The following is a 24,624-nucleotide window of genomic DNA, read 5'->3' as shown; positions in this document are numbered from 1 at the left end:
CAATTGCCGATAAATAGCATTATCGGCATTAAGGCAGTAAATTGTTTACTCTATAAATGTAAAACCTAAGACAAACTTACTGCTATAATAAGCGATTGGCTAACAGGCCTTGAACGATGAATGCTCGATGTGAGCCTTAGGATTTACAATGAATTTAAAAAATGAACTTCAATCAATTCACAACAAATTAGACACGGCAAAACGTAAGTTAGATGCCGCCCACGAACGTGGTGACACTGTGATGATTAATCAGTTCAATACTACAATAACTGCACTTACTAAAAAGCTTAAAAGTGTAAAAGCCCAGCAAACTAAGAAATTAAGTCAACAAGGCGGCGACGTTAAGTCCCTTCCCTTTAGCCGCGTGCTTACAAAAACAGAACAAGCAGATATGGGTAAGTTGAAGAAGTCGGTTAAAGGTTTGGTGGTAGTACACCCAATGACAGCCTTAGGCCGTGAAATGGGCATTAAAGAAGTTACTGGATTTGCCCCAAAAGAGTTTTAGTTGTTTGGGCAAAGTACTAGCTTTGCCCTACTCTTTTAACGCTAATACTTAGCCACTAAGTTTGCTGGAATATGGCCTATAAACTTACCGCCTTTATAGATAAGTGTGTAATTGTGATTGGCTACTAAATCTTCATAACGCTCTGTTATTCCATCACTAAAAGTTATTTCTGCGCTTACTTTACTCAGCTTTCCTAAAGAAAAAACCAGAGGCAAACCGTCCCACCTTGCCCTTTGTTGATCAATGAGTTTTTCACCTTGGTATATCTTGACTATGGCATCAACCGCATAGGGGTTGGGTTGCTTATAGCGAGGGTAAATATACAGGCTGTTCTGTTGATTTTGGCCTGTGTTTAGGAACACTTGCAGCTGTTGGTTACTCGCCCCACCTATCACAATATCTTGGCGCAAATCGTTGTTTAGGTCGGTGATAAACACTGGGTTAGAGTCCCAACCATTGAAGCTTAATACTTGTTTAAACTTGCCTTTCCCATCATTTTCCCACACCTTTCCATACTTTTTACGGGGATTAGAAAGTAGCAAATCTAAATCTCTGTCGTTGTCAAAGTCCACTGCAAACACACGCACAAGATAAGGTGCACCGGCATTTAGCATCTTGCTTAGTGGCGAATTTTGCTTAACAAAACCTTTGTCTGTTTGTAGGTAAACGTCGCCTTTACCTTTTCCAGTTGTTATTAAGTCTTGGCGCTTATCACCGTTTAAATCTCCAACAAATATTGGCGTTGCGTATTCTGGCAGTTTGAGACGCTTATTTGATAATGAGTAGCCTTCCTTAGTGGCTAAAAAATACCAGCCTAAGTGATCACCGCCATAGCCGCCGTGACCAGCAACGATAATGTCACTTTGCTGATCGTTATTAAGATCAATGGGTGTAAGCATAGGACTTTGTATTGGCGAACGATTTATAAAGTGTTGGTAAGTGTTAGCTCGGAAAAAGCGGTTCTTTTTGTTATTGGCCTTAAAGTCTTGTTCAATTTGTTGATATTTAGCGGGCAATAAATGATTGTCGCTAGAGCTGTAGTTTTTATCGCGTTGAAATGTTAGTTGATCAGCTTGGTAATAGAATGCCCCCTTGCGCCCTGCATCTAAGTCTAAGTAGCCATCTTTATTTATGTCTAACACCGTTTTGGGATAAGACACTGGAGAAAAGGTTTCGTTAGGTGAAGCTACTTCAAATTCACCTTGCTTATTCAAAACATAAGGATTCTTTTTCTCATCAGAAAAAGCGGCTATGTCGAGCCAACCATCACCGTCAAAATCAAAAAACCATGGTTTGTCGTCGGCGCCTGGTAGCTTTTGACTAGTGCTAAGGCTTTTAAATTCTAGAACGCCACTCGGTACTAATTGGTTAACTAACAGCTTGCCACCTGGGGTGCCATGATGAGAGAGGTAGAGGTCTATATCGCCATCGTTGTCGTAATCAAACCCGCCTACTCCCCATGGCCACCAACCATGGGAGCCAAACTCCCCGCCTTGTGCTTTAAGTTCCTGTTTGTGCCATTGTTGGATGAGTGCATTAGCGTTAGTAGAAACAGCTTTAAACTCCAAGGCACTGGCAGCCAAACTGGTTACAAATGAAGCTACAACTAAGATAATTGTTACAAGTTGCATCATGCTAAGCCCTTAATAAAAAAGCCAGCTTATCGCTGGCTATTAAAGTGTAGCTGTATTTTTTAGTTTAAATCGCTGTCTTGCCAAAACTTGGTGCCCTTAATAGTGGCTTCAAGTGACAGACCAGCTTCTGTTAACTGATAGATTTCTACATCACCAATTGCACCTTCGACCTCGGCTGAACCGCCTTTATCTCCAGCCGTTGCGGCCGCATCTGCTTGGGCGCCAAATAGCCATCCGCTTTCTACAAACTTGTCGAAGGCTTCTCGTGTTTTGAAGATCATTAAAGCCCTAAAATCTTTTACACCTAAACCAAAACCTACGCCAGCTTCGCCCATCTTCATATAGGTTTTCTTACCCGACGCATTATCCACTGCGATGCCAGTTCCACCGCCAGCTGAAATAACAAACAAATTAACGCCAACGTTACTAAATACAGCATAGCCAACACCACTTGCCATTTTTCCTGATATATCCGGCTTTTCTTCCTTAAATTTAGCGATAGTCTCGTTGGCCGACTTATCGTATTCAGCCCGGTCTTCCTCTACACCTGCAAAGCTAAAACTACTTATAAACAATAAGGTGACACTTAAGGCTGTGAGTAGGTTCTTCATCGTAGTTCCTCGTATTCGAATAAAACTAATTTGAGAGTGGCAATGCCACAGTGATTGTAGTGGTATTATCTTTATCGCTGGTGCGCATACTTACTTCGCCATTTTGCGCATCGCTAAGCAAACTTACCGAGTAAGTGCCTAAGCCTGTTCCAGTATCTTTACCGGACGTGACGTATTTTTCCCAAAAGTTCTCTCTTATTGCCTCGGGCACTGCTCCTACATTCTCGGTAGTAACTTCGACTTTATTGTTTACAACACTTATTGATACAGACACTCTGCTTCGGCTGGGCGCTGCTTCGCAGGCGTTTTTAAGCAAGTTAAAAAACAGCGAATAACTTAAGGATTCGTCGCCTAAGGCTAATACTTCGTTACCTGGATCTTCTTCTTCAGGCTCTAAGTACATAAGTAGTTGTTTGCTACTAAAAGTTTTCCTGACTACGGTTAACATTTTTTTAAGCATTAAGTGAACAGAAAACGGTTTAGCTTTTAGCTCGAAGCGACCTTGTTCAATTTTATATAACTCGGTTGATAGGTTAATCATGTTGAGCAACTGCATAGACAATTCGTCTATCATCACTGAGCTTTCGTTAATACTAGCAGTTGCCTGACGATCGGTTTTGATTTGCTCAGCTAAGGCAACAATACCCGCTATTGGCCCTTTTAGATCGTGCCTTAGCAACTGATCGACACTATTTTTTAGCTTCTCTTTCTCGATAAGATTATCTAAGTCACTTTGTAGATGTTTATGGAGATCGACCGAGCGCAGGTGATTTCGTACTCTAAGTTTAAGTAACTCCGGTTGAATAGGCTTTGTGATGTAGTCTATTGCGCCACCTTCAAGCCCTTTTGTTTGGTCGCCTATCTCGGTTAAGGCGGTAACAAAAATAACTGGAATGTGTTGTGAGTTTGGATGTTGACGGAGCTTTTCTAGCACTTCATAGCCATCCATTTCGGGCATCATTACATCTAGTAATATCAGATCTGGTGGCGTCTCAGAGCAACAAATCTCTAAGGCCTTTTTCCCAGTTTTAGTAAGTAGCACGCGGTAGTCATCGCGTAATAAGCCGCCTAACAATGTGAGATTTTCTGGCGTATCGTCAACGACTAATACGGTGTTTTGTTTTGATTGGGCTAAAGGCGTTGCAGCCACAGGCTCTGGTATGGGTAATTCTTCGAGTTCGGGCTCCTCGCTATTGGCTAGGGATTGGCGGTTTCTCACATCGCCCTTTGCTGCTTGCTGTAGCCTAGACTGCAACAATGCAGTGGTGAAAGGCTTAATAATAAGATCGGTTACGCCTTCGCTTATGGCTTCTGAAACTCTATCGCGCTCAGCTTCTGCGGTAATCATAATAAACGGGATGTGTCGCCATGTTTCTGATTGCCTAACTGTCTTAAGAAACTCTATTCCACTCATCACCGGCATATTCCAATCAGACAAAATTAGGTCGACATGCCGTTTTTTCAATACATTTAGCGCTTGCGCGCCGTTTTCTGCTTGTATTACTTGGCCGATGCCAAAGCGACGTAACTGCTCGTAGGTGATTTTTCTTATTGGTGCCATATCGTCGACGATTAGCACTGTGAGTTTATTCAGTTGCATGTAAAAGCGTATCCTTCGCGGCCAGCCAACTATTCTTCTAAAGACTCTTTAAATCGTTCTTTTACTTCGAGTATTTCGGGAAGTGCTTCTATAAACAATGGTACTAACTTGGGGTCGAAATGAATTCCAGCTTCACTTTCTAAAAGCTCGATGGCCTTTTCTACCGGCCAAGCTTTTTTATATGGGCGTTCGCAAGTGAGTGCGTCAAATACATCAGCGATAGCAACAATTCGCCCTTCAATAGGAATATCTTCTCCAGCAAGTCCATTGGGGTAACCTTTGCCGTTCCATTTTTCATGGTGGGTTAATGCTACTGTTCTAGCAAGCTCGAGTAGCTCTGAACTATCACCCTCGCCGAGAATTTCACCACCAATTACTGCATGGCTTTGCATAATTTCCCATTCTTCGGCGTCTAACTTTCCTGGTTTTTGCAATACACGATCGGGAATACCAATTTTGCCTATATCGTGCATCGGTGCAGCATTCATAAGTATGTCTGCATCTCTTTCGCTCATTCCTGCGGCTAAACCAAGAATACGCGAGTAGTAACTCATGCGAATAACATGCATGCCGGTTTCATTGTCTTTGTACTCTGCGGCTCTACCTAAACGCTGAATGATTTGTAAACGGGTGGTATTAATAACGTCGGTTTGCTCTTTTACCTTTCGGTCTAACTCTCGATTTTGATTGTACAAAGCAAGCTGGGTTTTCACCCTTACTTTTACTACCGGTGGGCTTACTGGCTTTGTGATGTAATCAACAGCACCTAGCTCTAGGCCTCTTAGTTCATCAGCGGGGCTTATTTTGGCGGTAACAAAAATAACTGGGATATGGCGAGTGCTTAAATCTTCTTTTAAACGGCGGCAAACCTCGAAACCGTCGATGCCTGGCATCATAATATCTAGCAGTATTAAATCGGGTTTATTGGCTTTAGCAACAATCTTTAATGCCATATCGCCATTGCGTGCCACTTGCAGCTTGTAATCATTTCGCAGAATGCCTGCCAATACGTCGATGTTCTCTGGTGTATCGTCCACAATGAGAACAGTGGCCCTGTTTTCCATAAAATATCCTTGTTTACCAATCCATCGATAAAAATAGCTAGTAGTAACTATAGGCTTAAAATCAACAATTTAATAACAATGAGGCTTAAAAAACATGCGTTTCATTAGATATACACGAATGTTTAGACTTAAGTCTAATTAGTGCCAACACTGAGCTAAAGCGCATCGCAAAAATCTAATGTTACGTAAAGCAGATTTTTGGTTACGCGAATGTAAATTATTGGTTCATAATTGATCTAGATCAATGCGGTTTGTTGATTGGAAAAGATTTGTTAAATATTTAGCGAAGATATGCAAATAACTAGTTTTTCAAACTGTTATTTGATCAGTCGATGAAGTATGATCGCGCCGTTAAGCTACTGGTTGTAGGCTCTATTCGTGCTAAACGTGAAAGTAGTTTAACAATTCGTTTCATGTTGTTGATGCCATTGCATCAAACTCGCTTAAACAAATAATAAATAGCAACGGAAGCATGTATTTATGAACCAAGCAGCTAGCACAGAGACTGATTACAACTACACGGTTGTTCGACAGTTCACTGTAATGACCATTGTTTGGGGTATAGTTGGCATGGGTGTTGGTGTATTAATTGCTGCGCAATTAATTTGGCCTGCACTTAACTTCGATACTCCTTGGCTAACTTATAGCCGGTTACGTCCCCTTCACACAAACGCCGTTATTTTTGCATTTGGTACCAGTGCATTAATGGCTTGTTCCTTCTACGTGGTACAGCGTACTTGTCAAACCCGATTGTTTGGTGGCCCACTCGCCTCCTTCGTATTCTGGGGTTGGAATTTGATTATCGTATCGGCTGCGATAACACTGCCTATGGGTTTCACTACTTCAAAAGAGTATGCGGAACTAGAATGGCCAATTGGCATAGCAATCGCGATTGTATGGGTGGCTTATGGAATAGTCTTCTTTGGCACCTTGGTCAAAAGAAAAACCTCGCATATCTATGTTGCTAACTGGTTCTTTGGTGCATTCATTATTACCGTTGCTGTACTGCACATTGTTAACAATGCAGCTATTCCGCTAACAATGACTAAGTCGTACTCGATTTACGCCGGTGCTGTAGATGCAATGGTGCAGTGGTGGTACGGCCATAACGCGGTTGGCTTCCTGCTTACTGCTGGCTTCTTGGGTATGATGTACTACTTCGTACCAAAACAAGCTGGTCGCCCTGTATACAGTTACCGCTTGTCTATTGTTCACTTTTGGGCACTAGTATCTATTTACATTTGGGCCGGTCCTCACCACTTACACTACACTGCATTGCCTGATTGGGCACAGTCTTTAGGTATGGTGATGTCTCTTATCCTATTCGCTCCTTCTTGGGGTGGTATGATCAACGGTATTATGACCTTGTCTGGTGCTTGGCATAAACTTCGTTACGACCCAATTCTACGTTTCCTAATTGTTTCTCTGTCTTTCTATGGTATGTCTACCTTTGAAGGCCCAATGATGGCAATTAAAACGGTTAACGCCTTATCTCACTACACAGACTGGACTGTTGGTCACGTTCACTCTGGTGCTTTAGGTTGGGTTGCTATGGTATCAATCGGTAGTGTTTACCACCTAATACCTGTGCTATTTGGCCAAGGCCGTATGTACAGCACTAAATTAATTAACACCCACTTCTGGCTTGCGACTATTGGTGTAGTTCTTTACATCGTAGCGATGTGGATCTCTGGTGTTATGCAAGGTTTGATGTGGCGTGCGGTAAACGAAGATGGCACCTTAACATATTCATTTGTTGAGTCGCTGCAAGCTTCTTACCCGTTCTACTTTGTTCGCTTTATAGGTGGTGTGTTCTTCTTAACTGGTATGTTTGTTATGGCTTACAACGCATACAAAACCATTACTGCTGAGAAAGGCTCTCTAAAACCAATTGAACACGGACAGGAGGCATAACATGAAGCACGAGTTAATCGAAAAGAATGTTGGTTTACTGGCCATATTCATTGTTATCGCAATTAGTTTTGGTGGTTTAGTACAAATCACCCCGCTAATTTTTCAACCTGAAACTACCGAACCGGTAGATGGTTTAGTGCCTTACACTGCTCTAGAAATGGAAGGTCGTGATATTTACATCCGCGAAGGCTGTAGCAACTGTCATAGCCAAATGATTCGTCCATTCCGCGCAGAAACTGAACGTTATGGTCACTACTCGGTAGCTGGCGAAAGTGTTTGGGAACACCCGTTCTTATGGGGTTCTAAGCGTACCGGACCTGATCTAGCACGTGTTGGTCAACGTTATTCTGATGAATGGCATCGAGTGCACCTAATTAATCCACGCGATGTAGTACCTGAGTCGAACATGCCTGGTTTCCCTTGGTTAGAGGAAAACTTAGTAGATAGCTCATTAACAGGTAAGAAACTCGCGCTATTTAAAAACCATTTTGGCGTGCCTTATACCGATGCAGACATCGAAGGTGCAGAAGAAGCCGTTAAAGGCAAAACTGAAATGGAAGCTTTAATAGCCTACTTACAAGTGTTGGGTACAGCATTAAAATAAGGAGTTAGTTATGGACTTTGGTACATTTAGCGGCCTATATACAGCTTTCTTAATGGCGATTTTTGTAGGTATTTTTGCCTGGGCCTACAGTAAAAAACGCAAAAAGGATTTTGCTGAAGCTGCAAACTTGGTTTTTGCCGACGAGCCTGAAACTAGCCCGACAAAGGAATTTGAAGGAGCACAGAAAAAATGAGCACATTTTGGAGCGTGTGGATTACTGTAATAACCTTAGGCAGCATCGCAGGATGTTTCTTGCTGCTAAGGGCATGTAATAAGAACAACACCGGCGTAAAAGAAGGTGAATCAATGGGCCACGAGTTCGACGGAATCGAGGAGTTAAACAACCCTCTTCCGAAGTGGTGGTCTTATATGTTTATTATTACCATTGTTTTCTCGTTGGTTTATTTAGCGGCCTACCCTGGCTTAGGTAACTGGCAAGGTTTCCTTGGTTGGAAGAGCTCAGAAATGGGTATTAAGAGCATTGCAGAAGGTCAAGAGCGTGTAGCTGCTTACGACGGCAATGTTGCCAACCAATACCAAGGTGAACTTGATAAAGCTGATGCTCGATTTGGTGAAGTTTTCCGTCAAGTTGCGTACAACGAGTCTGGCGAATACCGAAGTGTAGAGGAGCTTTCTGAAGATCCAGCGGCGGTTAAAATTGGCCAACGTTTGTATCTACAAAACTGTTCGCAATGTCATGGTTCTTCGGCTCGAGGTGGCAAAGGCTTCCCTAACCTAACTGATGGTGATTGGTTATATGGTGGAAGTGGCGAAGCGATTAAAGCTAGCCTTATGCACGGTCGTCAAGGCCAAATGCCTGGTTGGGAAGCAGTATTAGGTGATGACGGTATTAAAGAAGTTACCGCCTATGTTCTAAGCTTATCTGGCCGTAAGGTTAACGATGTTGATGCCGCCAATGGTAAAAATCGTTTTGCAGTATGTGCAGCTTGTCACGGCGCTGACGGTACCGGTAATCAAACGCTTGGCGCACCTAATTTAACCAATGGTATTTGGTTATACGGTGGTTCACGCCGTGCAGTTGAAGAAACCCTTCGCTACGGCCGTAATGGTGTAATGCCAGCTTGGAAGGATATTCTAGGAGAAGATAAGATCCAGCTTATTTCCGCCTACGTATATCAGCTTTCTAAGAGCGAATAGACTTAAAATTTATAAAAAGCGACGCCTATGCGTCGCTTTTTTTTGTTATATTTAAGCCCCCCTTGTGAATGGAAGTATGCTGTTATGCAACAAGTTTGGTATAAACAATTTTGGCCGTGGTTTTTAATCGCGCTACCTATGGCTGCGGTAGTTGCAAGCCTGTTTACTTTTTATATAGCTGCTACAACCAACAATGACATGGTGGTTGAGTCTTACTATAAAAAAGGTAAAGCAATTAACGCTGACTTGTCGTTAATCGAAAAAGCTGAACAAATGGGGATCAAAGCAGCTGTAGCACCTGCTAATAATGGTTTGGTATTGGATATGGTTCTGCCTGACTCTCTAAAGAACCAACCACTTAAAATTGAACTAGCACATAAAACCCTCGCTAAAAATGACCGCAGTTATGTCGTTACTGCTGATGCAAATGGTCGCTACCGCTTTGGTGATGATTTAAATGAGTCTGGCCGCTGGTTTATTCGAATTAGTCCAATGGATGATTCCTGGAGACTGCAGGAAGAACTACAACTACCGCTTTACAACGCAGAAGAAATCGATGGCAAGTAATCAAGGCCTGTGTTTCCACTGTAACGAAGTAATTCCCAAAGGCGTAAATTTACATGTTTCAATTCTTGGTAGCTCTCAAGCGATGTGTTGCCAAGGTTGTGCTGCCGTTGCGCAAACAATAATTGAAAGTGGCTTAGAAGATTATTATCAACATAGAACCGCTGCCGCCCCAAGTGCTCAAGGTCTTGTACCAGACGCCTTGGTCAAAATGTTGGAGTATGATGACGAAAGCGTTCAGCTAGAGTTTGTAGCACAAAATGAAAACAGCAAGGAAGTTTTACTCTCTATCGAAGGGATCGCCTGTGCCGCTTGTGCTTGGTTAATCGAAAAACAGTTATCGCATATTCCAGGTGTTCAAAAAATCCATGTTAATTCGACTACCCAGCGAGCGACGCTTGTGTGGGATGATAAGCAAGTTAAATTAAGTCAATTACTACAAAGTATTCATAAGCTTGGCTATAACGCCAATCCCTTTCAAACAGATAAACAAGAAGAGATAGATCGAAAGTTATACCGCAGTCATTTACTCAAATTGGGTGTAGCTGGCTTGGCCACCATGCAAGTAATGATGTTTGCTATCGCTCTATATGGTGACCTGTTTGAGGACATGGAGCTTATCTATCGAGATTACTTTCGTTGGGTGAGCTTAATTATGGCAACCCCAGTATTGCTATTCTCTGCACAGCCGTTTTATTTCGGTGCTTACCGAAGCCTCAAGGCTAAAACACTCAATATGGATGTGCCTGTTTCTATTGCATTATTAGGCGCCTATAGTGCGTCGCTTTATGCCACGATAAACGGCACCGGTGAAGTTTATTTTGAATCGGTTTCCATGTTCACATTTTTGTTATTGCTGGGCCGACTTCTTGAATTGCGAGCAAGACGCAAGGCGAGCGAAACCAGTTCAAATATGCTTAAGCTAGTGCCTAAGTTAGCCATGCGAATTGATGAGACCGGTCAACAACAAAAGCTTGCGGCGAGCCAGCTTATACAATCAGACATTATCGTCATTTTACCCGGCGAAGTAGTACCTGCCGATGGACAAGTAGTGTTTGGTGAGAGTGAATTTGATGAGTCTTCGCTTACCGGCGAATCATTGCCTATCACTAAGAAGCTAGGTGATACGGTTTTTGCCGGTACCATCAACCATGAACAAACCGTTCATTTAGAGGTTGAAGCAGTATCTCAAAACACCTTTATCGCCAATATCATGCGTTTGCAAGAGCAAGCTCAAAGCGAGAAACCTAAAATAGCAACAATAGCCGATAGCGTGGCTCGCTACTTTGTTTTTGGTTTGTTGGTGATTGCTGCACTTACCTACACCTACTGGCATTTTCACTCACCTGAAGATGCGTTCTGGATTACCTTGGCGGTTTTAGTTGCTACTTGTCCCTGCGCCTTATCTTTAGCAACCCCAGCAGCACTAACTGCAGCTACACACAAACTATCAAAAACAGGCTTATTGGTTAAACGGGGACACGTGTTAGAAAGTTTGGCCAAAGTTACGTCTGTTGTATCTGATAAAACAGGCACACTTACCGAGGGCAAGTTACAGATTAAACAAGTAAACTGCCTTGGCGATGTTAATGAAATAACAACTCTTAATCTGATTGGAGCTCTAGAAGCACAAAGCTCCCATCCCATTGCTAATGCCTTCAGCGAATACCAGAACTACGCTGCAACTAATATTGAGCACCATACTGGCTTAGGTTTAAGTGGAGAAGTAGACGGTAAAAAGTTGAAACTAGGTAAAGCTTCCTTTTGTGGTCAAGCTGCTGAACCAATAGCCGGAATGCTCGAATTGGTGTTAATGGTCGAAAATAAGTTGGCTGCTAGAGTTTATCTTTCAGATACCATCAAAAAAGACGCTGTTAGTTTTTCACAGGGCTTAAAGGCGCGAGATATTTCACTTTCAATGTTAACTGGGGATGACTCTGCACAAGTAGAATATGTTGCAAAACAGTTACATATAACTGACATTGCTAGCGGCGCTTTACCCCAACAAAAACTCGAAGTAGTTAAAACTAAAACGCAAAACTCCCCCCACCTATTAATGCTTGGTGATGGAGTAAACGACGGTCCAGTTTTGGCCGCCGCACCGCTTTCGGTTGCTATGGGTTTGGGCACCGACATCGCTAAATCAAGTGCTGACGCTGTGTTGTTGGGTAGCAAGCTTTCTACTTTGCTCACCGCCATGGATCTTGCCAAAAAGACTAAAAAGATTATTGCTCAAAACCTCGCATGGGCCTTAGGGTATAATGCCTTAATATTGCCCTTAGCAGTGGCTGGAATCGTTACTCCTTATATGGCTGCTATCGGTATGTCATTATCGTCTTTAGCGGTACTTACTAATTCCCTAAGGTTAAACAAGCAATGAGTATTATATTTGTCTTGATCCCCATCGCCCTGATCTTTGTATGTGTAGGAATTGGTATATTTTTTTGGGCTGTTAAAAGCGAACAATTTGAAGATTTAGACCGCCAAGGTATCAACATTTTGTTTGATGATAAGAACAAAGCCAAACAAGACAATGATTCTACAGACTGATTTTGTAGCAGCCTTTATCACCGGTTTATTAGGCGCCACACACTGCATAGCAATGTGTGGCGGCATCGCATGCATACTAGGTTCTCGTGCCAATAACTCCTCCAATAAGCTTTTAGTAAGTATTGGTTTTAATTTAGGTCGGATCCTAAGCTACTCTATTGCCGGCGCTATTGTTGCTGGTTCCATACAAGCAATTAGCCAAGTTCATAAATCATTTTACATGCTCGTAGCTTTACAATGGTTCGCTGCAATAATGCTCATTTTACTGGGCATCCACCTTACTCGATGGTGGTCAATTCTCACGCCAGTGGAACAACTTGGCAAAGGCTTATGGTCAAAGGTGCAACCCAAAGCAAGTAAGATGTTGGCCCTGCAACACCCAGCAGCCAGTTTACCATTGGGCATGTTATGGGGTTGGCTACCTTGCGGTTTGGTTTATTCAACATTGGTATTAAGTGCTAGTCAGGCACATTGGCTAAACGGAGCGGGCGTGATGTTTAGTTTTGGTTTAGGTACGTTTAGTGTAATGCTGTTAGCTGTATTACTGGGCCAGCAACTAACTAAACTAATGACAAATCGCGTATTACAAGTTTGTTCCGGACTGAGTGTTTTGAGTTTAGGGATCTACCAAGTTGTTACATTGTTGTAGCAATAGATCTAGAAAATTTATTACATAAAGAGTAGAATTGCCTCGAACTCCTATAGCATAGTTTGAGTATGAGCATTAACCCAAAAGCTAGTCAAAGAATCCAAACTGGTGGTTGTGAAATTCACTGCCAAGATTGCAGTATCGCCCAGTTATGTATCCCTTTCTCTCTTAATGAGACAGAGCTAGATCGCTTAGATAGTATTATCGAGCGTAAAAAGCCTATTCAGAAAGGCGAAGAAATATTTGCTGCAGGCGATAAGCTAAAAAGCTTATATGCCATTCGCTCAGGTACAATTAAGTCCTACACCATTACCGAACAAGGTGATGAACAAATTACCGGTTTTCACTTAGCTGGCGACCTAGTTGGCTTTGATGCCATTAACAGCCAAGAGCACCCTAGTTTTGCCCAGGCACTTGAAACATCAATGGTATGTGAAATTCCTTTTGACACCATGGATGAATTGTCTGCCACAATGCCTAAGTTACGCCGTCAAATGATGCGCTTAATGAGTAATGAGATTGTTGCAGACCAAGAAATGATTTTGCTACTAAGCAAAAAGAATGCTGAAGAACGTTTAGCTGCCTTTATCTATGGTTTATCACAACGCTTTTCGGAACGAGGTTTTTCTCCTAGAGAATTTCGTCTGACTATGACTCGTGGTGATATCGGTAATTATTTAGGCCTAACCGTAGAAACCATTTCCCGTTTACTTGGTCGTTTCCAAAAAGCAGATATGATTGCAGTAAAAGGTAAATACATTTCAATTACTGATCGTGATGCACTACGCCAACTAGCTGGTACTAAACAAAGCTAAGTACCTAATAACACTGACCTGATTTACATCAATCTATCGAAAGAAATCTAGGTCAGTGTTAACTATATCTAATTTATTCCTACCAAATTAAGCTAAAGTTAAGTAGCTATTCCAGAAGATTCTAGGAGCTGCTTTATGATTAAGTATCGTAATATTTTAGTGGTCATCGACCCTCTTCACGACACCCAGGCGGCCTTGTCTCGTGCTGTTTTTCTTGCGCAGAAAGAAGACAAAGCAAAAATCAAAGCTCTACTTACTATTTACGACTTTTCTTACGAGATGACATCCATGTTATCTGGAGAAGAGCGCGAAGCTATGCGTTCAGGAGTGATAGAAGAACGTAATGTTTGGCTAAATGAAGTAATTGCTGCAACAAACACTGCTGGGATAGAAATAGAAACCAAAGTAGTTTGGAACAATCGCTTATACGAAAGTGTCATTGAAGAAGTTCTCGACTTTGGCCACGACCTTGTTGTTAAAGCGACACACCCCCACCCTACTTTACAGTCGATTATTTTTACCCCGAACGATTGGCATATTTTGCGTAAATGCCCCACTCCAGTGTTAATGGTAAAAGAACATGACTGGCCAACCGAGGGTAAAATTGTTGCTGCGATCCACGCAGGAGCAGAAGATGAAGAGCATCACAAATTAAACGAGCGAATCGCTAACGAAGCAAAAGACCTAAGTAAGTTGCTAGATGCCAATTTGCATGTGGTGACAGCCTATCCTGCAGCGCCGGTAAACATAGCGATAGAGCTGCCAGACTTTGATCCGCTTAAGTACAATAAGAATGTCATGGAGTTTCATAAAACCGCGCTTAATAAATTTGTTGAAGAACAATTTGAGCAAGTGGTCACCACACACCTTGAGGAAGGTTTACCTGACGATGTAATTCCCGAAGTAGCTAACGAAATAGATGCAGAAATTGTTATTTTGGGTACCTCAGGTAGAAGCGGGTTTAGTGCTGCACTTATTGGCAATACAGCAGAACACGTTATTGACCAGCTTGACTGCGACTTACTGGCGCTTAAACCGCAAAATTTCGTGAGTCCTTTCCAAAAATAGATAAAGCTAAACTGACGTTAAACATTGCTTAAGCAAAGCGGGGTTATATAATAGCCCCGCTTTTTTATTGGGAACACACTATGTCAGTTACAGCAAAACAACAATACAACCACAACAAGCTACAAAAGCGAATTCGACGTCATGTTGGACAAGCAATTGCCGACTACAACATGATTGAGGAAGGCGACAAAGTAATGGTTTGTTTATCTGGTGGTAAAGATAGTTATGCAATGCTAGACATACTATTAAACCTACGCGCCCATGCTCCGATAAATTTTGATGTAGTTGCTGTCAATTTAGATCAAAAACAACCGGGTTTTCCCGAGCACATTTTGCCTGAATATCTAAAAGGCTTAGGTGTTGAGTACAAAATCGTAGAAGAAGACACCTATTCAATAGTTAAAGACAAAATACCGGAAGGCAAAACAACTTGCTCTCTATGTTCGCGTTTGCGTAGGGGCATTTTGTATCGAACAGCCACTGAACTAGGAGCGACTAAAATCGCCTTAGGCCATCACCGAGACGACATATTAGAAACTTTATTTTTGAATATGTTCCATGGAGGCAAACTTAAAACCATGCCACCGAAGTTGGTTAGCGATGATGGCAAACATGTAGTTATTCGCCCTATGGCTTATTGTAAAGAAAGCGATATGGAAAAATATGCAGAGCTGAAATCTTTTCCAATCATTCCTTGTAACCTTTGTGGCTCCCAAGAAAACCTACAACGCCAGGCGATTAAGCAAATGCTTAACGATTGGGAGAAGCGTTTTCCCGGACGAATAGAGTCAATGTTTAGATCGGTCCAAAATGTAGTTCCCTCACACTTGCTCGACCATCAACAATTCGACTTTAAATCGATAAATCGAGATAGTGGAATCATTGATGGTGGTGATATTGGTTTTGATGCGCCAGAGTTAGAAGACCAGCCAAGCCAACAAAGCCAAGCTGGTATAGTGCAGGTTGTTGAGCTTTAACCTGAGATAATCGGTGTTCGGGTTGGCCAAATGTTCTGGTTAACCCTCATCATTTGCTGTAACTCTTCTACGTAAGCTTCGCCTCTTTCAGAATAACTGCTCAGTTGAGTAGCTAGTTCCATCGCGTTTAATTCTCCACTAGAGCGTGCCAGATTTCGTTGTTTCTGGAAGCCTTTGTAAGCTGGGTGGCTGTTTAAGTTATTCATATAAACACTCACCGACTCATACACGCTATCGAACTTTCTTACTTCGTGGTTAGCCCCATCGTTTCGATTCAAAGGAACTAAACCACAGCCCTTCTTATAACACCATTGCCCAAATAAGTTATTACCTTCACGGGCAAATCGCGACGTTCCCCAAGCTGATTCATTTGCTGCCTGTGCAAGCACCAAAGCTGGTGGAATAAGATCTACTTTAACTAATAGGTGTTGAACTTGGGATTGTTCATCCAGCGATGGGTCAACTCTATAGAGTTCTGTAAGTTGAGTTAATGTCTGTTTTTGTTTCTTAGAAAGGCTTGAGCCCTTAGCTAACGTTGCAGCTATAGCTTCCACCTCTGAGCGTTGCTGTAATATCTTATTATTGCTAGCTTCGATTAGTGGAGTGATGAAGTCGGTAAAGCTTTGCTTTTTCTGTTGAACATTTTCAATTTCGTGCAGCGGAGGTAAGCTTTGTGACTGTGCTTGCTGCTCTGGGGATTGTTCACAAGCAACTAAAAAAACTGCTACCAATCCCGGTAAAATTATTCTTTTCAATTATTAACTCTTAGTTCTGAAGTGAGTTCACTAAGAAACTCGGGTACTAATTCGCTGGCTGGGCCGTAATAGCGTTCGCCAAATTCGCTTTGCATTTCCGAGGGTTCAAGGTTTAATTCTATAGTGCGCGCATCGTGACTTGCCGCTTCGTGAACAAAACCTCCTGCAGGAAATACATGACCAGATGTTCCGATCGCCATAAATATATCACAGTGGTTCAACTGGTGATAAATTCTATCTAAACCAATTGGCATTTCACCAAACCAAACTACATGAGGTCTAAGTCGCGTCGGAAACTGACAGCAAGTGCACAACACGTCGCTACCTAAGTCTTCCTTCCACACTGTTGTCTGGTTACTGACTGGGCAACGTGCTTTTAGTAACTCTCCGTGCATATGTAACACATTCTTACTACCTGCACGTTCGTGTAAGTCATCGATATTTTGGGTGATAACTAACAATTCGATGTCTTGATGTTTTTCAAGTTCAGCTAAAGCAAAGTGGGCAGGATTTGGATGAACATTCCCTTCTTGTAGCTGCTTACGACGTAGATTATAAAACTGGTCAACAAAATCAGGAGAGCGTTGATAGGCTTCTGGTGTTGCTACGTCTTCTACTCGATGCTTTTCCCATAGGCCGTCAGAATCTCGAAATGTTTGGATGCCTGACTCAGCAGAAACACCGGCGCCGGTTAAAACAATGACATTTTTTTTCATATTCATCTTCTTTTCTTCAATTTCAGGTAGAAGCTACTATAAATATATAATAAGTCAGCATAAGACCCCATCCTACTTAAGTTGTAACACAGTATTTTACGCCTGTTTGTAACTAAGTGTTAACATACTAGCCAGTAGGAATTTCGACATAAAGTAGAATATCTAGTTTCTCCTTCCATACTACGTTTCAAAATCTAACTTTTGCGACATATCTCGCTTTTAGCACTTTTAAGGTAACTAAATCAGGGAATTATCGCTAGCTGTGCTAATCTTGATCTAGCGCAACAAAAACTTGATAAGCCAAAAACTTAAGCGGCTTGATACTATATTCATTTATATTGAATAGATTTGCGCTAGTGGTCAGTTATTCGGCATTCTACCGCGATTGCGGTGTTACAATAATGTTGACACCCAATATTTGAATGTTTATGTTGTTATTGGCTCAAATTAGCACTCAAGCAAATTTTTCGAGTGATATACCCCACAATAGAAGACAAACTGTACAGGGAAGAAAACATGTTAAAAAACACGCATATTAAAGCCGCAGTTGCTGCTGTTGCTCTAGCATTTGCTGCTAACGCAAGCGCTGCTGAAGGAACGTTAGACAATGTGAAAAGTAAAGGTTTCTTACAATGTGGCGTTAGTACTGGCTTACCAGGTTTCTCAAACCCAGATGCCGACGGCAACTGGCAAGGCCTTGATGTTGACGTATGTCGCGCAGTAGCTGCAGCCGTTTTAGGTGATGCATCTAAAGTTAAATACACTCCCCTTACTGCGAAAGAGCGCTTTACTGCACTTCAATCAGGCGAAATTGATATTCTTTCTCGTAACACTACTTGGACGCTAACACGCGATAGTTCACTAGGTTTGAACTTTGCTGGTGTTAACTATTATGACGGCCAAGGCTTTATGGTAAGTAAAGAGCTGGGTGTTTCTTCAGCTAAAGAATTAGACGGCGCTGCTGTTTGTATTCAATCAGGTACTACTACTGAACTTAACCTAGCGGATTACTTCCGTGAGCACGGCATGAAATACACTCCTGTTGTATTTGATACTTCAGACCAAACAGTTAAAGGTTTTGAAGCAGGCCGTTGTGACGTTCTTACTTCAGACCAATCTCAGCTTTATGCACTACGCATTAAACTAGCTAAGCCAGATAGCGCGATGGTATTGCCAGAAATCATTTCTAAAGAGCCTCTTGGCCCAGTTGTTCGTCAAGGTGACGACCAGTGGCTAAACATTGTTAAGTGGTCTCTATTTGCGATGATCAATGCTGAAGAGTATGGCTTAACTTCGGCTAACGCAGACGACATGCTTAAATCTACTAACCCTAACGTTCGTCGTATCTTAGGTTTAGAAGGTCCTAAGGGTAAAGGTTTAGGTCTAGATGACAAATGGGGCTACAACATTGTTAAGCAAGTGGGTAGCTACGGCGAGTCTTTTGAGAAAAATGTTGGTGCAGGTTCTCCTCTAGGTATTGCACGTGGTGTTAATGCCCTTTGGAACGACGGCGGCTTCCAATACGCTCCACCAATTCGTTAATTTCTACCTTATTAGAGCAGGGCTTGCCCTGCTCTCTTCGTTTTAATCCTACATTACTAGGTTACATTATATGGCTGCTCATCCTTCCTCAAAGGATAACTCAGCAAATAGTCTTCGTAAGATCTGGTTTGATCCCAACGTAAGAGCGCTAGTTTTCCAAATTATTGTCGTTATCGGTGTTATTGGCTTCTTCTACTACATCATCAGTAACGCGCTTTTCAACTTAGAACAACGTGGCATTACCACTGGTTTTGGTTTCATGAACCAAACCGCAGGCTTCGGCATTATTCAATCATTAGTCGAATACGATGAAAGCCACACTTTTGGTCGAACTTTCGTTGTTGGACTGTTAAATACAATTTTAATATCGATATTAGGTATCATTTTCGCCACCATCCTCGGGTTTATTATGGGGGTGGCTCGTTTATCTAATAACTGGTTAATTTCTAAAGTTGCTACGGTTTACATTGAAACCATGCGCAACATTCCTTTGCTACTTCAAATATTTTTCTGGTACTTTGCAGTGCTTCGGGCTTTGCCAAGCCCTCGACAAAGTGCGCATATAGGCGAAGCGGTTTTCCTCAACGTACGTGGTTTATATATGCCAAGTCCGGTGATGGAAGCTGGGTCTAACATAGTAGTATTTGCTTTTATCGCTGCCATTATCGGTTCGTTCATTATCGCTAAGTGGGCTAAAAAGCGCCAAATGGCTACCGGTCAACCCTTTCCGGTTTTCTCGGTATCAGCAGGTCTAATTGTACTACTACCACTACTTGCATTTTTTGTAATGGGTATGCCTATTTCACTAGATTACCCAGCCTTAAAAGGTTTTAACTTCCAAGGTGGTATGGTTGTTATCCCTGAACTTGCAGCGTTGTTAGTTGCTTTAACAACCTATACAGCTGCGTTTATTGCAGAGATTGTACGTTCAGGCATTTTGGCAGTTAGTAAAGGTCAAAGTGAAGCAGCTGAATCACTCGGTTTAACTCGAACGCAAGCCTTAAAATTGGTGATTATTCCGCAGGCTATGCGAGTAATTATTCCGCCACTCACCAGCCAATATTTAAACCTAACTAAGAACTCATCATTAGCTACTGCCATTGGTTACCCCGATTTGGTCTCAGTGTTTATGGGCACAACTCTTAACCAAACTGGACAAGCTATTGAAGTTATCGCCTTAACTATGGCGGTTTACTTAACTATCAGTATTACAACTTCAATCTTGATGAACATTTACAACAAGAAAATGGCTTTAGTGGAGCGTTAATATGTCAGAGCATCAATTTAAACCTGATTTAGCTCCACCTAACCTTAGCGTAGGCTTTGTGGGTTGGCTAAAGAAAAATTTGTTTTCCTCATGGATAAACAGCTTTTTTACTCTGTTTATTCTTTATCTAATTGTTCCACCACTAGTATCTGCCATTCAATGGGTGTTCTTAGAAGCAGATTGGATAGGAGATAGCCGAGAGGCTTGTACCAGCGACGGCGCATGTTGGGTGTTTGTAGCAGATCGTTTCTCTCAGCTAATTTATGGCTTCTACCCTTCCGCAGAACGCTGGAGAGTAAATGTAGTCTTTGTTACTTTCCTGATTCTAATCGCGGCATTGGTCTATGAGAAAACACCGCATAAACCTAAAATCGCAATTTTTAGCTTAGTTATCTACCCAGTAATTGTATTTTTCTTGTTACTCGGCGATTCATTTGGCTTACCTAAAGTAGAAACCCACCAATGGGGTGGTTTAATGCTTACTTTGGTATTAGCTATTGTAGGCATTGTAGCGGCCTTACCATTTGGTATTTTATTAGCGCTTGGGCGTCGTTCTCATATGCCGATAGTGCGAAGTTTTTGTACCATCTACATTGAGTTTTGGCGAGCGGTGCCTTTAATCACCGTGTTGTTTATGGCCTCTGTTATGTTGCCGCTGTTTGTAGGCTCTGAAGTTGATTTTAACAAGTTACTTCGTGCCATGATCGGTATCATCATGTTCCAGTCAGCCTACATGGCCGAAGTTATTCGTGGTGGTCTACAAGCTATACCAAAAGGTCAGTACGAAGCCGGCGAAGCATTAAATTTAACCTATTGGCAGTCGATGGGCTTAATCATCTTGCCTCAGGCTTTGAAGATTACCATTCCTTCGATTGTTAATACCTTTATTGCGCTTTTCAAAGATACTAGTCTGGTATTGGTTATTGGATTATTCGATTTATTGGCTATTGGTCAATCTGCACTAGCAGATCCAGAATGGCTTGGTTTCTCTACAGAAATGTACGTATTTATCGCTTTTGTATTTTGGGTGTTCTGTTTCGGTATGTCTCGCTATTCGATTCATCTTGAGAAGAAACTACACACAGGACATTAATAAGGAAATTTTACATGACATCTAATCAAACAAACCCTGAAGTAGTTATTCAGCTCAAGGGAATGAACAAATGGTACGGTGAGTTTCACGTACTAAAGGACTTAGATCTTACCGTAGCCAAAGGCGAAAAAATTGTTATTTGTGGCCCTTCTGGTTCGGGTAAATCGACTATGATTCGCTGTATTAACCGCTTAGAAGAGCACCAAAAAGGCGACATCATTGTTAATGGCACTGAGCTACAGAGTGATCTCAAAAGTATTGAAACGGTGAGAAGTGACGTGGGGATGTGTTTCCAACACTTCAATCTATTCCCTCACCTAACCGTTTTGCAAAACTGCTGCTTAGCGCCAATTTGGGTGAAAAAGATCCCTAAGGCAGAAGCAGAAGCCACAGCAATGAAATACTTAGAGCGGGTTAAAATCCCAGAGCAAGCTGATAAGTACCCTGGGCAGCTTTCAGGTGGTCAGCAGCAACGTGTGGCTATCGCTCGAAGCTTATGTATGAATCCATCTATTATGTTGTTTGACGAACCTACTTCGGCACTCGATCCTGAAATGGTTCGTGAAGTACTAGATGTAATGGTTGAGCTGGCCAACGAAGGTATGACGATGCTTTGTGTAACTCACGAAATGGGCTTTGCTAAACAAGTCGCAGACCGTGTGATATTCATGGACAGAGGTGAAATCATTGAAGAGAACGAGCCGGTAGAATTCTTTGAGAATCCTCAGTCAGACAGAACGAAATTGTTCTTGAGCCAGATTCTTAATCACTAGAGTTTGGTAACTTAAAAAATTGAAGTAAAAGAAAAGGAAGCCAACTGGCTTCCTTTTTTATACCCTAAATATTCTATTTAGGTTCGGCGTTCTCTACCCTACTCTTGAGCTTTTGCCCAGGACGGAAGGTGACTACTCGACGCGCAGAGATGGGGATATCTTCACCCGTTTTCGGATTACGACCAGGGCGTTGATTTTTCTCCCTTAGGTCAAAGTTACCGAAGCCGGAAATTTTGACTTGTTCCCCACTTTCCAAAGCCACCCGTATTTCTTCAAAAAAAGCTTCTACCACTTCTTTAGACTCTCTTTTGCTAAAGCCTAAGTTTTCAAATAAATTTTCTGCCAGGTCAGCTTTAGTTAATGCCATAACTAGTCCCTCAAGGATGCGTCAAACTCTGTACGTAACGCCTCTACAATGGTGTCAACTGTAGCGGCAATCTCTTTTTCTTCAAGGGTACGGCTTTGCTCTTGCAAGGTTAAACTGATAGCAATACTCTGCATATCGTCTGCAATGCCTTTCCCTTTGTATACATCGAATAAGTTTACGCCAACTAATTGATTTCCGCCAACTTTCTTAATGCAATTTAATAAATCGCTAGCTTTTACCTGTTGTGATACCAGTAAAGCAAGGTCGCGACGGTTTGCTGGGAACTTGGAAACTGGCTGAGCATCTGGCAATTTGCGTTGAGTAACGGCGTCTAATACCAATTCGAATACAAATATCTTACCGCTCAAGCCAAAGGCTTTAAGATGCTGAGGATGCAATGCGCCAACGTAACCAACCACTTCTCCATTGCGCAAAATGTTAGCTGCTTGTCCAGGATGTAAGGCTGGGTTTTGAGTAGCTTCAAAGCTAAAAGAATCTGCATCAACAGTTTGCTGAATAAGCGCTTCTACATCACCTTTTATATCGAAGAAATCGAGTTCTCGTTCAGTGGTGTTCCAAGCTTCTTGATTAGCATTACCACTAATTACACCTGCAAGCATTGGAGTTTGGCTAACACCGTTTTCGGCTTTTTGGTCAGGAACAAAGCGTAAACCTGACTCAAAAACTCGAACACGAGATTGCTGGCGCTTTTGGTTGTAAGAAACCGTGTCTAACAACCCGGTTAACAAGCTTAAGCGCATTACCGACATTTCTACAGAAATTGGGTGTGGCAATACCATTGTTTCTTGCTGTGGGTGCAACAGTTGTTGACGTTTAGGATCAACAAAGCTGTAAGTCACTGCTTCTTGGTAGCCGCGGGCACAAAGTAGCTGACGCAACTTAGTTGCTGGCAGTTCAACTTCTTGATGTTGACTCATTTTTAATGAAGCAACTGGAGAAACATTTGGAATGTTGTTGTAACCGTAAATACGAGCAACTTCTTCGATTAGGTCTTCTTCGATGTCCATATCAAAACGATAGCTAGGTGCAGTCGCATCCCAACCTTGCTCTGTTTCTGTTACCGACATACCTAAGCGAGTGAGGATTTCACTAACTTGCTGTTTAGAAAAGCTATAACCGACAACTTTTTCCAACCGCGCGTGGCGTAGAGTAATTGTCTTCGCTTTAGGTAATTTAGTTTGGTCGCCAGACTCAACGACTGGGCCAACTTCGCCACCACAAATTTCAACAAGAAGTTGAGTTGCGCGCTCAATAGCTTGGTTTTGTAGTTGGTAATCTACGCCTCGCTCATAACGGTGTGATGAGTCTGTATGCAAACCATACTGTCTCGCTCTACCGGTAATTGCTAATTTACTGAAGAAAGCACACTCTAAGAAAATGTCTTGGCTAGTTTCAGTTACACCAGTTTTCTCGCCACCAAAAATCCCCGCCATTGCAATTGGACCAGTTTGGTCACAAATAGCTAAGGTGTTTTCTTTAAGCTTAACTTCATTACCGTCGAGTAAAACCAGTTTTTCACCATCGTTAGCTAAACGTACATCAATAGAGCCTGTTAGTTTCGCTAAATCAAAGGCATGCATAGGTTGCCCTTGCTCAATTAACACGTAATTGGTTATATCTACAACTGGATCGATTGAGCGAATGCCACTGCGACGAAGGCGCTCTTGCATCCATAACGGTGTTGCTGCTTTTACATTTACGCCTTTAATCACACGACCTAAATAACGTGGGCACTGCTCGGTAGCTTCAACATTTACCGTAAACGTATCGTTAATTGTTACTTCAGCGTTTTGCCATTGTGGCTCTGTTACGTCTAACTGATTTAGAACACCAACTTCTCGTGCTAAACCGCGTAGGCTTAAACAATCTGCGCGGTTAGGCGTTAAATCTACTTCAATGATTACATCATCTAGCTCTAAGTAGTCACGTAAATCGGTACCAATTGGAGCATCACTAGGCAATTCCATAATACCGTCGGATTCGTCACTAATGCCCAGTTCGCTGTAAGCGCAAAGCATGCCATGAGAAGGTTGCCCACGTAACTTTGCTTTTTTGATTTTAAAGTCGCCCGGCAACACTGCACCAACAGTTGCAACGGCTACTTTTAGACCTTGTCGGCAGTTTGGTGCGCCACATACAATATCAAGTAACTCTTCAGCGCCAATATTGATTTTAGTAACACGAAGTTTATCTGCATCTGGATGTTGGCCGCATTCAACCACTTCGCCAATAACTACACCGTTAAAATCAGCCGCTACTGGCTCTATGCCATCAACTTCCAGGCCGGCCATAGTAATTTGTTCTGCTAACTCGTCGCGAGAATTGCTAGGGTTAACCCACTCTCTTAGCCAGGATTCACTAAATTTCATCTCAATTA

The 24,624-nt window shown here is 42.2% G+C and carries 25 protein-coding genes; 17 read left to right on the top strand and 8 right to left on the bottom strand.

Annotation, left to right across the window (positions count from 1 at the left end):
* The first annotated feature begins 148 nt into the window (after positions 1 to 148).
* Entirely contained in the window at positions 149 to 505 is a 357-nt protein-coding gene (locus OAG1_RS10740; protein ID WP_016401480.1) for a YibL family ribosome-associated protein, read from the top strand.
* A gap of 41 nt (positions 506 to 546) precedes the next feature.
* Here OAG1_RS10740 and OAG1_RS10735 read toward each other — a convergent pair whose 3' ends face one another.
* The 4 genes from OAG1_RS10735 to OAG1_RS10720 are packed head-to-tail and all read right to left on the bottom strand — an operon-like array spanning position 547 to position 5,414.
* On the bottom strand, positions 547 to 2,139 hold the full coding sequence (locus OAG1_RS10735) for a VCBS repeat-containing protein (RefSeq protein ID WP_338626383.1): 1,593 nt from the start codon (positions 2,137 to 2,139) through the stop codon (positions 547 to 549).
* Positions 2,140 to 2,198: 59 nt separating this feature from the next.
* Positions 2,199 to 2,750, bottom strand: coding sequence for a YSC84-related protein (locus OAG1_RS10730; RefSeq protein ID WP_152784899.1), 552 nt, complete (start codon positions 2,748 to 2,750; stop codon positions 2,199 to 2,201).
* Positions 2,751 to 2,775: 25 nt separating this feature from the next.
* Complete coding sequence (locus tag OAG1_RS10725) at positions 2,776 to 4,350, bottom strand: response regulator (RefSeq protein WP_338626382.1); 1,575 nt, start codon at positions 4,348 to 4,350, stop codon at positions 2,776 to 2,778.
* 29 nt (positions 4,351 to 4,379) lie between these two features.
* Positions 4,380 to 5,414, bottom strand: coding sequence for a two-component system response regulator (locus OAG1_RS10720; protein ID WP_338626381.1), 1,035 nt, complete (start codon positions 5,412 to 5,414; stop codon positions 4,380 to 4,382).
* Between the two features lie 332 nt (positions 5,415 to 5,746).
* Between OAG1_RS10720 and OAG1_RS10715 the strand changes: the two genes are divergently transcribed.
* The 12 genes from OAG1_RS10715 (at position 5,747) to ttcA (ending at position 15,713) form a co-directional block, all read left to right on the top strand.
* A complete protein-coding gene (locus OAG1_RS10715) occupies positions 5,747 to 5,869 on the top strand; it encodes a hypothetical protein (protein WP_016401485.1) in 123 nt (40 codons plus the stop codon).
* A 25-nt stretch (positions 5,870 to 5,894) separates the two neighbouring features.
* Positions 5,895 to 7,328: a cytochrome-c oxidase, cbb3-type subunit I gene (ccoN, locus tag OAG1_RS10710; protein ID WP_016401486.1), complete on the top strand. Its 1,434-nt coding sequence runs from the start codon at positions 5,895 to 5,897 to the stop codon at positions 7,326 to 7,328.
* A gap of 1 nt (position 7,329) precedes the next feature.
* Complete coding sequence (gene ccoO, locus OAG1_RS10705; protein ID WP_016401487.1) at positions 7,330 to 7,932, top strand: cytochrome-c oxidase, cbb3-type subunit II; 603 nt, start codon at positions 7,330 to 7,332, stop codon at positions 7,930 to 7,932.
* A 10-nt stretch (positions 7,933 to 7,942) separates the two neighbouring features.
* The gene (locus OAG1_RS10700; protein WP_016401488.1) at positions 7,943 to 8,125 is read left to right on the top strand and encodes a cbb3-type cytochrome c oxidase subunit 3; all 183 of its coding nucleotides are present in this window, start codon (positions 7,943 to 7,945) and stop codon (positions 8,123 to 8,125) included.
* A complete protein-coding gene (gene ccoP / locus OAG1_RS10695) occupies positions 8,122 to 9,090 on the top strand; it encodes a cytochrome-c oxidase, cbb3-type subunit III (RefSeq protein ID WP_016401489.1) in 969 nt (322 codons plus the stop codon). Before OAG1_RS10700 ends, ccoP begins: the two co-directional genes overlap by 4 nt.
* An 84-nt stretch (positions 9,091 to 9,174) precedes the next feature.
* On the top strand, positions 9,175 to 9,657 hold the full coding sequence (locus OAG1_RS10690) for a FixH family protein (protein WP_338626380.1): 483 nt from the start codon (positions 9,175 to 9,177) through the stop codon (positions 9,655 to 9,657).
* A complete protein-coding gene (locus tag OAG1_RS10685; protein ID WP_338626379.1) occupies positions 9,647 to 12,034 on the top strand; it encodes a heavy metal translocating P-type ATPase in 2,388 nt (795 codons plus the stop codon). Before OAG1_RS10690 ends, OAG1_RS10685 begins: the two co-directional genes overlap by 11 nt.
* On the top strand, positions 12,031 to 12,204 hold the full coding sequence (ccoS, locus tag OAG1_RS10680) for a cbb3-type cytochrome oxidase assembly protein CcoS (RefSeq protein WP_338626378.1): 174 nt from the start codon (positions 12,031 to 12,033) through the stop codon (positions 12,202 to 12,204). Before OAG1_RS10685 ends, ccoS begins: the two co-directional genes overlap by 4 nt.
* Complete coding sequence (locus OAG1_RS10675) at positions 12,188 to 12,853, top strand: sulfite exporter TauE/SafE family protein (RefSeq protein WP_338626377.1); 666 nt, start codon at positions 12,188 to 12,190, stop codon at positions 12,851 to 12,853. The genes ccoS and OAG1_RS10675 overlap by 17 nt, the downstream gene beginning before the upstream one ends.
* Before the next feature lie 68 nt (positions 12,854 to 12,921).
* Positions 12,922 to 13,668 carry an FNR family transcription factor gene (locus OAG1_RS10670; RefSeq protein WP_016401494.1) on the top strand — a complete coding sequence of 249 codons (747 nt, stop codon included), beginning with the start codon at positions 12,922 to 12,924 and terminating at the stop codon, positions 13,666 to 13,668.
* A gap of 135 nt (positions 13,669 to 13,803) precedes the next feature.
* Complete coding sequence (gene uspE, locus OAG1_RS10665; RefSeq protein WP_016401495.1) at positions 13,804 to 14,736, top strand: universal stress protein UspE; 933 nt, start codon at positions 13,804 to 13,806, stop codon at positions 14,734 to 14,736.
* An 80-nt stretch (positions 14,737 to 14,816) separates the two neighbouring features.
* The gene (gene ttcA / locus OAG1_RS10660; protein WP_338626376.1) at positions 14,817 to 15,713 is read left to right on the top strand and encodes a tRNA 2-thiocytidine(32) synthetase TtcA; all 897 of its coding nucleotides are present in this window, start codon (positions 14,817 to 14,819) and stop codon (positions 15,711 to 15,713) included.
* Here the strand turns inward: ttcA and OAG1_RS10655 are convergent.
* Together OAG1_RS10655 and cobB are read right to left on the bottom strand one after the other, a co-directional pair.
* Positions 15,710 to 16,468, bottom strand: coding sequence for a glucosaminidase domain-containing protein (locus OAG1_RS10655; RefSeq protein ID WP_338626375.1), 759 nt, complete (start codon positions 16,466 to 16,468; stop codon positions 15,710 to 15,712). The two genes, ttcA and OAG1_RS10655, sit on opposite strands and share 4 nt — an antisense overlap.
* Entirely contained in the window at positions 16,465 to 17,184 is a 720-nt protein-coding gene (gene cobB, locus OAG1_RS10650; RefSeq protein ID WP_152784886.1) for a Sir2 family NAD+-dependent deacetylase, read from the bottom strand. Before cobB ends, OAG1_RS10655 begins: the two co-directional genes overlap by 4 nt.
* A 516-nt stretch (positions 17,185 to 17,700) precedes the next feature.
* On the opposite strand from cobB, the gene OAG1_RS10645 reads away from it, so the two are divergent.
* The 4 genes from OAG1_RS10645 (at position 17,701) to OAG1_RS10630 (ending at position 21,859) form a co-directional block, all read left to right on the top strand.
* Positions 17,701 to 18,726 (top strand): amino acid ABC transporter substrate-binding protein, encoded by a 1,026-nt coding sequence (locus tag OAG1_RS10645; protein ID WP_016401499.1) that lies wholly within the window; start codon positions 17,701 to 17,703, stop codon positions 18,724 to 18,726.
* A gap of 70 nt (positions 18,727 to 18,796) precedes the next feature.
* Positions 18,797 to 19,993: an amino acid ABC transporter permease gene (locus OAG1_RS10640; protein ID WP_152784884.1), complete on the top strand. Its 1,197-nt coding sequence runs from the start codon at positions 18,797 to 18,799 to the stop codon at positions 19,991 to 19,993.
* A 1-nt stretch (position 19,994) separates the two neighbouring features.
* Positions 19,995 to 21,086 (top strand): amino acid ABC transporter permease, encoded by a 1,092-nt coding sequence (locus OAG1_RS10635; protein WP_338626374.1) that lies wholly within the window; start codon positions 19,995 to 19,997, stop codon positions 21,084 to 21,086.
* Positions 21,087 to 21,100: 14 nt separating this feature from the next.
* Positions 21,101 to 21,859 (top strand): amino acid ABC transporter ATP-binding protein, encoded by a 759-nt coding sequence (locus OAG1_RS10630; RefSeq protein WP_016401502.1) that lies wholly within the window; start codon positions 21,101 to 21,103, stop codon positions 21,857 to 21,859.
* Positions 21,860 to 21,932: 73 nt separating this feature from the next.
* Here the strand turns inward: OAG1_RS10630 and ihfA are convergent, their stop codons facing one another.
* Together ihfA and pheT are read right to left on the bottom strand one after the other, a co-directional pair.
* Positions 21,933 to 22,226, bottom strand: a complete 294-nt coding sequence (gene ihfA / locus OAG1_RS10625; RefSeq protein ID WP_016401503.1) for an integration host factor subunit alpha — start codon at positions 22,224 to 22,226, stop codon at positions 21,933 to 21,935.
* A gap of 2 nt (positions 22,227 to 22,228) precedes the next feature.
* On the bottom strand, positions 22,229 to 24,616 hold the full coding sequence (pheT, locus tag OAG1_RS10620) for a phenylalanine--tRNA ligase subunit beta (RefSeq protein WP_338626373.1): 2,388 nt from the start codon (positions 24,614 to 24,616) through the stop codon (positions 22,229 to 22,231).
* Between the last annotated feature and the right edge of the window lie 8 nt (positions 24,617 to 24,624).

It is taken from the genome of Agarivorans sp. OAG1 (genome assembly GCF_037076485.1).
In the GTDB taxonomy this organism is placed as follows: Bacteria; Pseudomonadota; Gammaproteobacteria; order Enterobacterales; family Celerinatantimonadaceae; genus Agarivorans; species Agarivorans albus.
Note: the sequence above shows the minus strand (reverse complement) of the source record. Positions and strands in the feature narration are given on the sequence as shown.